Genomic DNA, 11054 nt, shown 5'->3' with positions numbered 1-11054 from the left:
CTTCCAGCATGGGCAATTACTTATCAAAACCAGCGAAGCTAATTGTTGAAAATGGAAAAACATATATTCAACTAAATCTGTCTTCCAGCAATTTCGTAACAGGCTTTAAAGCAGAAGTGAATGGAGAATATGTGGATGCTGACGTCATTTCAGAAGACGCTGCAGCCAATACAAAAGTGCTTCGTTTTGAAGTTCAGGATTTAAGTGGAGAAACAAACATCCAATTAGCCATGTCTTATGGAATGAGTCATGTAGTCAGAATGGTGTTTGATGAAGGCACTGTTGTTGTAAGTGAGCCAGAAGAAAATCCAGAACCTTCGCCAGGTGAAGGAGAAGAAGAGCCGCTTGCAGATGGCATATACACAATCGATTACAAAGTTTGGAAGGAAAATGCAGATGAAGCTTCCAGCATGGGCAATTACTTATCAAAACCAGCGAAGCTAATTGTTGAAAATGGAAAAACATATATTCAACTAAATCTGTCTTCCAGCAATTTCGTAACAGGCTTTAAAGCAGAAGTGAATGGAGAGTATGTGGATGCTGACGTCATTTCACAAGACGCTGCAGCCAATACAAAAGTGCTTCGTTTTGAAGTTCAGGATTTAAGCGGAGAAACCAATATCCAATTAGCCATGTCTTATGGAATGAGTCATGTAGTCAGAATGGTATTTGATGAAAGCTCCATTTCTGTTGATGATGAAGGAGAAAATCCAGGCACAATACCAGGTGAAGGCGAAGGAGAAAATCCAGGCACAACGCCAGGTGAAGGCGAAGGAGAAAATCCAGGCACAACACCAGGTGAGGGCGAAGGAGAAAATCCAGGCACAACACCAGGTGAAGGTGAAGGAGAAAACCCAGGCACAACACCAGGTGAAGGTGAAGGAGAAAACCCAGGCACAACACCAGGTGAAAGTGAAGGAGCAAACAGTCAATTTGTAGATGGTGAGTATCAATTAGATTACAGCATTTTACATGCATTGCAAAATGAAAAATCAATGGCAGATCAATATTTCACAAAGCCTGGTAAAGTGACATTAAAAAATGGTAATGCAACTGTTCAAGTAGAATTCAATGACTATATTACAGAGTTTAAGATTAACGGTAAAGAAGCTGAAATTATTAGCCAAAGTGCTGGGAAAACAGTTGTGCAATTTGCTGTTGCTGATTTGACTGGACTAACTAGTGCAGAAATTCATGTTGAAGTTCCGGCAATTGGCTACGATCATTGGTATACCGTTCGCTTTGACTATGATACTAGCAAACTGCCAACAAAATCCGGAGATAATGGAAACGGTACAGGCGGGAACGAAGAAGGAAATGGCAATGGAAATGAAGAAAAGCCTGAAGAAAATCCAGGCAATGTAGATGAAGATAAAGAAGATGGCAAAGGTGATAAAGGCGAAAATACTGTCTTAAAGGATGGAGAATATACGGTTGATTATTCTGTATTACATGCAAGTAATAATGAAAAATCAATGGCAGATTCTTATTTCGTTAAGCCAGGAAAACTAATTGTGAAGGACGGCAAAGTAGTTGCTAGACTGACAGTTAACACAGAATTTATCACTGAATTCCTTGTAGGATCTAAAGCTGTAACGGTAATCAGCAAATCTGGCAATTCCACAGTAGTAGAATTCCCTGTTGCAGATTTAGCTAATCCGACTGTTGGTAATATTCATGTTGTAATTCCTGAGTTGAATTATGATCACTGGTATGAAATCCGCTTCTTATTTGATGTGTCAGATCTTCCGGTCGAAGGAATTGACAATGATTTTGACCAGATTAATCACGAAGACACTAATGCAGAAGATGGTACTACAGACAATGGTGAAAATCTTGAATTTAACCGAGATGGTGACACAACAGCTGATGAAACAAAAACAGCAGAAACTACCAATAAAGTTATCAATGCAAAAACTGGAGATACAGCACAAATAGCATTATATCTATCATTACTGCTTATTTCCCTTGCCGTGTTGGTAAGAAAATATCGCAAACGCTCATTTTAAGATATTCTGCGAGATTGAGCAATCAATCTCGCGGAAACTGTATTTGCTTTAACTCAGGGAGGAGAAATATGAAATACGTTAAGACATGTTTATTTGTATGCATATGTCTTCTGCTTGCAAGCTGCTCTAATAACAGTAGTGATGTGTCCAGCAATAAGCCGGCAGAAAAACAACCGGAAGAAACAGTTGTTGCCACTACATTAGCAGTTGCTGAAATCATGGATAAGCTGGAAGTAGATTTAGCAGGAGTGCCGACAACACAATATACTCTGCCTGAAAGGTACAAGGATGTAACGGAGGTTGGCAATCCGATGAGTCCTGATATGGAAATCATTAAATCTCTTAACCCTTCAGAAGTTCTGTCTGTAACAACTTTGGAATATGACTTGAGCGAAAAGTTTGAGAGCATGAATATTCCGGCCTCTTTTGTGAATTTGGAAAGTGTCGATAATATGATTCAGTCTATCACAGAGCTTGGCGAAAAATATGAAAAAACCGATAATGCAAAGAAGCTTGTTGACTCGATTCAATCAAAGGTTGCAGAAATGGAGGAGCAGACAAAGGATAAGGAGCAGCCAGTTGTGTTGATATTGCTTGGTGTGCCTGGTGCCAGTTATCTTGTGGCCACAGAAAATTCTTATGTCGGCAATTTAGTGGAAGTAATGGGCGGGAAGAATGCCGTTGAAGATCAGGCCGCAGAATACATATCTGCAAATACGGAGTTTCTACAGCAAACCAACCCAGATATAATTTTACGCTTATCACATGGGGTGCCAGATCAAGTTGCCAAAGAATTTGACAAGGAATTTGCGGAAAATGATATTTGGAAACATTTTAATGCAGTGAAAAATGGAAGAGTGTACGACTTGGAAGAGCCGTTATTCGCTACAACTGCTAATTTAAACATCACGCAGGCATTAGACCAGCTATTGGAAATGATGTATGAGTAGCAAAGGAAGAGATACATGAATAAGAAAATTATCAGTTTTATTATCGTAATTATGGCGCTGATTGGAATAACTGTTTACTCTGCTGCAAAGGGGAGCATCTCCGTTAGTTTAATGACATTGGTAAATGGAGTTCTGCACGGTAACAACGAAGAAGTTAATGTCATTGTCGATCTCCGGTTTCCGAGAATTATCGTCGCCCTCCTTACAGGAGCGATTTTGGCAGTTTCCGGTGTTCTTTTTCAATCTGTCATGAGGAATCCACTGGCAGATGCAGGAATTATGGGGATTTCAGCCGGTGCAAGCTTTTTTACGTTATTTGGATTGTTATTTTTGCCAACGCTGTTCATCAGCAGCACCCTATTTGCCTTTTTAGGAGGAGCGGTATCTTGCTTTATTATTTATATGCTTTCCTGGAAATCTGGATTGAAGCCTTTAAGGGTTATTCTGACAGGTATCGCAGTGAGTGCTATGTTCACAGGGTTGAGAGAAGCTCTCATTAATATTTGCGCCTATTTTAATATCACTGTTGGAGCATCGAACGCATCAAATTTAACAATGAAAACTTGGGAAGATGTTGAGTTAATTGTCCCCCTTGGATTAATAGGTATCCTGCTCGCGTTACTAGTAAGCCCATGGTGTAACCTGCTGAAATTACAAGATAAGAAGGTTGTCCAATTAGGAGTTAATATTCAGCTTGTCCGGATTATTATTTCTGTGATTGCTGTATTTCTCGCATCTGTGGCAACATCTATCGCAGGTATTATTATCTTTGCCGGATTGATTATTCCCCATATATCAAGACAGCTAGTCGGGACAAATCATCATATTCTTATTCCTTTTTCGGCATTGGCAGGAGCTTTTCTGATATTAACTGCCGATACGTTTGGAAGACTTTTGATTGCTCCCCTAGAAATTCCTGCCTCGACAATCATGGCAGTAATAGGCGGTCCATTTTTGATCTTTTTGCTGAGGAAAGGGGATAAATTAAATGGAGTTTAAAGGCCTGTCTTTCTCCTATGACCAAGGAAGAGCCTTTATGGAGGAATTAGAAGGAAGGATAGAAAAGCATAAAATAACGACAATCATTGGTCCAAATGGCTGCGGAAAATCAACCTTGTTATCACTTTTAGCAAGAGGTCAAAAACAAACTGCTGGTGCCATCACCTTGGATGGTAAGGATATACATTCCTATAAAGCGAAGGATTTTGCCCGAAAAATTGCGATGGTTAACCAAACAAACCACATCTCAGAGGATATGACAGTCCAAGAGCTAATACAGTTTGGGAGAATACCTTATAAAAAGATTTGGAAACAGGACAATGAGGAAGATACAGATGCAATAGAGTGGGCACTTGCATGCACCAAACTGCAAGACTTCAAGGATACACCTGTGAGTGCATTATCCGGAGGGCAAAGACAGCGTGTCTGGATAGCGCTGGCACTTGCACAAAAAACAGAGATATTATTTTTAGATGAACCAACAACCTATTTGGATATCTATCATCAACTAGAATTACTGTCATTAATTAAAGAATTAAATACTGTTCACGGCATTACAATCGTTATGGTTCTCCATGATATGAACCAGGCGCTCCGATACTCCGATTTGGTCATCGTTATGAAGGATGGGGCAATAAAAGCTTATGGGCGTCCGGAACAAGTGATTACACAGGAAAAAATAAAAGAAATTTATGATGTTCATATAGTCGTTAATGAGGATGACGAAACAGGTTTATATATCGTTCCGTTGAGCATTTGAGAAAGGAAGGGAAACAATGAGTGCAAAGCTGATAATCCAACGAATAATTACCATCATGGCCGTTCTAGTCTTTGTTTACTCAGTCTATAAACTAGTTCCTCCTTTATATGATTACTACACCAACAGAAAAGTGCTGGAAACGGTGCAGGAAATCTATAAACCTAATCAAACGTCGGACGAAAGCTTACAGCCAACATCCATCCGCTCCTCATTTGATCCATTGCTGGAAATTAATGAAGATATGGTCGGCTGGATAACAGTTGATGATACAAAAATAAATTATCCTATCCTACATTCCTCTGATAATGAATTTTATCTGACCCGAAATTATAAAAAAGAAGAAACACGTGCTGGCAGTATTTTTTTGGATTACCGAAATGATAAAAAGCTTGAAAACAATAAAAATACCATAATTTACGGACATAGAATGAAGGATGGTACGATGTTCAGCGGTTTAAAGAAATATTTAAATGAGTCCTTTTTTGAAAAACATAAAAAAATTCACTTAGATTCTTTATATGAAGGCTATGAACTGGAAGTCTTTTCTGTTTATCAAACTACAACGGATTTCTATTATATTGAAACAGATTTTTCTGCAGACAGTGAATATCTTGATTTTGTTGATTTATTGCAGGAGAAATCTTTGTATGATACAGAAATGGAGTTTAGTCCGGAAGATCGAATTGTTACATTATCAACATGTGATTATGCGATTGATTCACTGGAAGGAAGGCTGGTTGTTCATGCCAAGCTGGTGAAAAGGAGTTGATACAAATCTTGCTTAACAAAAAAATAGGAAAGTATATGTCTATATTGAGTATAGGTTTCCTGCTTGCAGCATGTGGAAAAACAGGCGGAGAAACAGCAGAGTCGAGTGCTGATTCTATAGCTGTTACTGATTTTGCAGACCGTACTGTAACATTTACGGAAGCACCGGAAAAGGTAGCGGCTTTGGGCAGTGGAGATGTTGATTTAATGCATGCATTTGGAGTAGAAGTAGTTGGGAAACCAACACTTTCAGACGAAAGCAAGCTTGAAATCGCAAAGGACGCTGAGCAAATTGGAACAACACATGAAGTTAACTATGAAAAAATCGCACTGCTTCAGCCGGATGTTGTGTTAGCAAATGTTGGCTTTAATCAGGAGGATGTGCCGACAATTGAAGGGCTAGGTACGAAAGCAGTTTTGACAGAAGCAAACTCTATTCAAGATATTAAAAAGCAGATTACTCTTTATGGAGAAATGCTGCAAAGTACAGATAAAGCTGATCAGTTGATAAAGGAATTGGATGCAGACTTAAAGGCTGCTAGTTCCGCTTTAAAAAATTCGGAAAAACGTGTGCTTCTTGTTTATGGTGCACCAGGCACGTATATGGCAGCATTGCCAAATTCATTAAGCGGTGATTTCTTAGCAGCGGCAGGAGGGATAAATGTAGCAAGTGATTATCCTGCCTTAGAAAAATTCCCGCAATATGCACAAATAAATACAGAAAGAGTTGTGGAAGCAAACCCGGATGCCGTTCTCTTAATTACACATGGTGATGCAGAGGAAATTAAACAAGGCTTTCTAAAAGAAATGAAACAAAATGCTGCTTGGAATACATTAGATGCTGTTAAAAATGACAGAGTAGAAATCTTGCCTGCCGATTTATTTGGCACAAATCCAGGTACAAGAGCAGTTGACGCTGTGCAATACTTGGTTGAATTGTTAAATCATTTGGAGTGAGCATGTTGGAATATGTAGAAAGAAAGAAAAAACGAATAGCAGTCCTTGTGAGTCTCCTATTATTGCTGCTTATTGCCATATATGCAGGCTTATCATTTGGCGCAGTTTCTGTGTCCTTTAAGGAGTTATGGAGTGTGCTCGCATCAGGTGGAGAAGGTGTGTATGAAAAAATTGTATACAATCTCCGTCTTCCGAGAGTTATTGTCGGCTTATGTGTTGGAGCATGTCTAGCTGCATCAGGAGCATTGCTGCAAGGGGTAATGAGAAACCCGCTGGCAGATCCAGGTATTATCGGAGTTTCGTCTGGCGGTGGCTTGTTCGCTATCATCACAATGGTTATATTTCCACAGTACAGCTATTTATTGCCGTTTATTGCATTTATCGGGGCCTTTTTAACAACCGTTTTGATTTATATGTTTGCTTGGGATAAAGGCGCATCACCGGTAAAGATTATACTGGCAGGTGTGGCAATGAATGCAGTGCTTGGGGCAATTATGAATGGAGTAATGGTCTTGTACAGCGACAGAGTCCAATCTGTAATTGGTTGGCTGTCGGGAGGGTTAAACGGGCGAAGCTGGTATCATGTTGATATCATCTTGCCGTATACAATCATTATGCTGCTTGTCAGCTTGCTCGCCATTAAACCTGTTAATATATTGATTTTAGGAGATGATGCAGCGAAATTATTAGGACAAAATGTAGAGTTAATTCGCATGCTGATTATTCTGCTCGCCTCTTTTTTAGCAGGGATTGCCGTCAGTGTTGCCGGTTTGATTGGGTTTGTTGGATTGGTGGTTCCCCACATCATACGCCTTCTTATCGGAGAAGATTATCGGTTTTTGCTGCCTTTTTCCATTATTGGCGGAGCAGCCTTAGTTGTCATTGCGGATACGGCAGCACGAAGCTTGTTTGATCCAATTGAATTGCCTGTCGGTATCTTGCTTGCAGCACTAGGTGGTCCTTTCTTCATCATTTTGCTGCGTCGAAGGAGGATATTGTAATGACAGTGTTAAAATCAGAGGATTTGAGGTTTGCGCAAGGGAAATTTCGTCTCCATGATATTAACCTTGAATTTCCACAGGGAAAAATGACAGCAATTGTTGGTCCCAATGGTTCAGGGAAATCGACACTATTAAAACTTTTTGCACGGCTCTTAAAAACAGACAGCGGCAATGTGACATTGGACAATCAGCTCATTCATAAATATAAAAGAAAAGAGTATGCAAAGAAAATTGCCATGCTTCTGCAGGCAAAAGAAATAATGCCAAATATTACGGTGAAAGAATTAGTTGCCTATGGGAGAGTTCCATTTCAAAAGCTTGCCGGAACTGCTTCAGCAGAAGATAAAGAGATTATTGCGTGGGCAATAAAAGAAACTGGGTTAGAAAAAATGGCCGATCGTATGGTAGGACATTTATCTGGCGGGGAAATGCAACGAGCGAGGATTGCCATGGCGCTTGCCCAGAAAACACCGGTTTTATTGCTTGACGAACCAACTACTTATTTAGATATTACCCATCAGCTGGAGCTGATGAAACTTTTAACAAGAATAAATAAAACGTATCAGATTACTATCATTATGGTATTGCATGAGCTGCAATACGCAGGGGCTTACAGTGATAACTTGATTGTTATGAAGGATGGCGCAGTCTATCAAACTGGAAAACCGCAAAGTATTTTAACAGCTCAATTGCTAAAAGACGTGTATGAAATTGATGCAAGAATAAAATTTGAAAATAATTATCCTATTATTATCCCAAACTACGAAATTTAGGAGGAAGAAAATATGTATATTGTAACAAACACGGTAAAGGTTAAAGAAGGATTTGCAGAAGGGTTTATCGAGAGATTTAACAGAACTGGAAAAATTGAAGAAAAAGCAGGATTTATCGGATTAGAAGTACTGTTGACTGCTGGGACAACAGATTATGAGGAAATTACTATCGTCACTAGATGGGAAAACAAAGAAGGCTTCTTAGGCTGGGTAGGAAGTGAGGAATTTAAAGAATCACACGCACATAGAGGCGGTGTTCCTGAATTCATTATTGAAAACAAAACTACAAAATATGAAGTGAGAGTGCAACGGAAGCCGATTATTAAAGAGGTTGCTGGCAACTAATGAGGAAAAAGAGGAGCTGTGAAGGCTCCTTTTTCTTTTGTCTTTAAGCTATCTGTCATTGGCAGTAAAAGCAATCATTTCTCTAAGGATTGAAAACGCTTTAAAAAAGTGGTGGAAAATTAGGTAATGTTGTATGATAATAGACAATAAGTCTAATAAAGGAAATTATCCTGCACATAAATTTAAGCGCTTACATTTTTTTGGAGGAGCAACCATGTCAAATAATAAACAGGAAGTATATGGTTTTCGGTTTTTAGACACATTGAATCAATCATTTTATCAGCTGTTTGCTGTAGGAAACCAAAGTATTACAAAGGAAGCTTATCATTGGAATGGATTAACACGTAAAGATGGTCCGCTTTTTTTGTTCCAATATACACTCGAAGGCTGTGGTTACATTGAAATAGAAGGAACTCTCCATAAATTAGAAAAGGGAACCGGCTTTATGGTCGAGATACCAAGCGACCATCGTTATTTTTTTCTGGAAAATAATTCAAATTGGGAGATTCTATTTATTATGTTCCGTCCTACCAATATTGAAGCAGAATGGCAAAGGGTCGTGTCTAATATTGGCTCTGTTTTTTCTATGTCAGAGGACAGCTCGCCGATTCGTTTCTTAAAAAGGATTTTTGCCAGTGCTGCGAAAAACCACATAACAGATGGTTTTAGGGCCTCTGCGATTGTCTATGAGTTTGTTATGGAACTGTTCAGACATCAAGTATCTGCGAAAAAGGCAAAACAGTCATGGCCCCTGCCAGTAGCAGAAGCTGCATCTTATATGGAGGCATCTTACCAGTGCTTGCAAAGCTTGGAGGAAATAGCGGATAAAGTTAATCTTTCCAAGTATTACTTTACAAGACTATATAAAAAAACAACAGGATACACACCTATTGAGTACTTAACAAAGATTAGGATGGAAGAGGCAATCAGGCTTCTAAGAGAGACGGATATGACAATGGAGGCAATTGCTCAGGAGCTTGGCTACTCGACGGGCAGTTATTTCATTAAAGTATTTCATCAGTGGATTGGCATTTCGCCAGGTGAATTTCGTTTGGCGACAGAACATGCTTATTTACATCAATTAAAATTAGATTAACATAGCAATATATTACATATATAAGCAAAAAGTTATCGTAGATGTGCTGTATGCGTTTCCTTTAAGATTAACTTATAAATCGCGAAGGATGTGAATAGTAATGAATCATCATCGTTTTGCCCAGACTCCTCCACTAGGATGGAACAGCTGGGATTGTTACGGCGCTTCTGTAACAGAAGAGGAAGTTAGAGGAAACGCTGAATATATGGCAACGCATTTAAAGGAGTCTGGATGGCAATATATTGTTGTAGATATCCAGTGGTATGAGCCTGGTGCGAACTCCTCTATGTATCGTCCATTTGTTGAACTGGAAATGGATGAGTTTTCCCGCTTAATTCCTGCAGTCAATCGGTTTCCTTCCGCTGCCGACGGAAAAGGTTTTAAGGAGCTTTCGGATTATGTACATAGCCTTGGCTTAAAATTCGGCATTCATATTATGAGAGGGATACCAAGGCAAGCTGTTCATCAGAATACGCCTATTTTAAACTCTGTTCATACAGCCCGCGATATTGCTCATCCTAATTCTATCTGTCCATGGAATACTGATATGTACGGAATAGATGCGAGCAAGGAAGGGGCACAAGCATATTATGATTCGCTGTTTAAGCTGTATGCTGAATGGGGAGTCGATTATGTAAAGGTCGATGATATTGCTGCATCAAAGCTTTACAACACACATGTGGATGAAATCGAGCTGATCAGAAAGGCGATTGATCATTGCGGCAGAGACATGGTTTTAAGCCTTTCGCCAGGACCTGCTCCATTAGAGTTTGCAGACACATTGCGTGATAATGCGAATATGTGGAGAATGACAGATGATTATTGGGACCAATGGGAGCTTTTGTACGATATGTTTGATAGATGCGAGAAGTGGAGCGGTCTTTCGGGACCAGGCTATTGGCCGGACTGCGATATGCTGCCATTAGGGCATATTGGCATTCGCTCCGTTGATGGAGGGGGAGCAGACCGCTGGACAAGATTTACAAAAGATGAACAGGTTACGATGATGACTTTATGGTCGATTTTCCGTTCACCGCTTATGTTTGGCGGAGAGCTTCGGGATAATGACAGCTGGACACTGTCATTGCTTACAAATAAAGATATGCTGGAACTAAACCAAAAAGGTTCTCACAGCAGACTTTTGTTTAGAGAAGACAATAAAGTTGTCTGGACTGCCAATGGTCCTGAAGATGCTGTTTATGTTGCTCTATTCAATATTGGTGAAGCACATTGTGAAATAGAGGTTTCTTTAGAGGAATTTTGGGGGAACAGTTCTTCCATAGTGAAGGATGTTTGGAGCAATGAAGCCACTTCCAATAAAGAAAAAATCCAAGTAACTCTTGCACCCCACAGCAGTAGACTATATAAAATAACATAATAGCAAAAAGGCTGAACA

The 11054-nt window shown here is 39.5% G+C and carries 11 protein-coding genes; all 11 read left to right on the top strand.

Annotated features, from left to right (window positions below):
• The coding region (locus M3600_RS02520) for an NEAT domain-containing protein (RefSeq protein WP_251644689.1) at nt 1–2009 on the top strand (2009 nt) is incomplete at its 5' end.
• Between the two features lie 68 nt (nt 2010–2077).
• A complete protein-coding gene (gene isdE, locus M3600_RS02515; protein WP_233317182.1) occupies nt 2078–2959 on the top strand; it encodes a heme ABC transporter substrate-binding protein IsdE in 882 nt (293 codons plus the stop codon).
• Nucleotides 2960–2974: 15 nt separating this feature from the next.
• Complete coding sequence (locus tag M3600_RS02510) at nt 2975–3958, top strand: FecCD family ABC transporter permease (RefSeq protein ID WP_237941007.1); 984 nt, start codon at nt 2975–2977, stop codon at nt 3956–3958.
• The gene (locus tag M3600_RS02505) at nt 3948–4718 is read left to right on the top strand and encodes an ABC transporter ATP-binding protein (RefSeq protein WP_233317180.1); all 771 of its coding nucleotides are present in this window, start codon (nt 3948–3950) and stop codon (nt 4716–4718) included. Before M3600_RS02510 ends, M3600_RS02505 begins: the two co-directional genes overlap by 11 nt.
• A gap of 16 nt (nt 4719–4734) precedes the next feature.
• Nucleotides 4735–5487 (top strand): class B sortase, encoded by a 753-nt coding sequence (srtB, locus tag M3600_RS02500; protein ID WP_233317179.1) that lies wholly within the window; start codon nt 4735–4737, stop codon nt 5485–5487.
• An 8-nt stretch (nt 5488–5495) separates the two neighbouring features.
• Nucleotides 5496–6443: an ABC transporter substrate-binding protein gene (locus tag M3600_RS02495; RefSeq protein ID WP_237941008.1), complete on the top strand. Its 948-nt coding sequence runs from the start codon at nt 5496–5498 to the stop codon at nt 6441–6443.
• 2 nt (nt 6444–6445) lie between these two features.
• Nucleotides 6446–7444 carry a FecCD family ABC transporter permease gene (locus M3600_RS02490; protein ID WP_396953774.1) on the top strand — a complete coding sequence of 333 codons (999 nt, stop codon included), beginning with the start codon at nt 6446–6448 and terminating at the stop codon, nt 7442–7444.
• Nucleotides 7444–8217, top strand: a complete 774-nt coding sequence (locus M3600_RS02485; RefSeq protein WP_237941009.1) for an ABC transporter ATP-binding protein — start codon at nt 7444–7446, stop codon at nt 8215–8217. Before M3600_RS02490 ends, M3600_RS02485 begins: the two co-directional genes overlap by 1 nt.
• 12 nt (nt 8218–8229) lie before the next feature.
• A complete protein-coding gene (isdG, locus tag M3600_RS02480) occupies nt 8230–8562 on the top strand; it encodes a heme oxygenase (protein ID WP_233317176.1) in 333 nt (110 codons plus the stop codon).
• Between the two features lie 214 nt (nt 8563–8776).
• Nucleotides 8777–9658, top strand: a complete 882-nt coding sequence (locus tag M3600_RS02475; RefSeq protein ID WP_233317175.1) for a helix-turn-helix transcriptional regulator — start codon at nt 8777–8779, stop codon at nt 9656–9658.
• A 100-nt stretch (nt 9659–9758) separates the two neighbouring features.
• The gene (locus tag M3600_RS02470) at nt 9759–11036 is read left to right on the top strand and encodes a glycoside hydrolase family 27 protein (protein ID WP_251644688.1); all 1278 of its coding nucleotides are present in this window, start codon (nt 9759–9761) and stop codon (nt 11034–11036) included.
• Nucleotides 11037–11054 lie beyond the last annotated feature (18 nt).

It is taken from the genome of Niallia sp. MER 6 (assembly GCF_023714395.1).
In the GTDB taxonomy this organism is placed as follows: Bacteria; Bacillota; Bacilli; order Bacillales; family Cytobacillaceae; genus Niallia.
The sequence above is the reverse complement of the archived record's forward strand: the minus strand, read 5'-3'. Positions and strand labels throughout refer to the sequence as shown.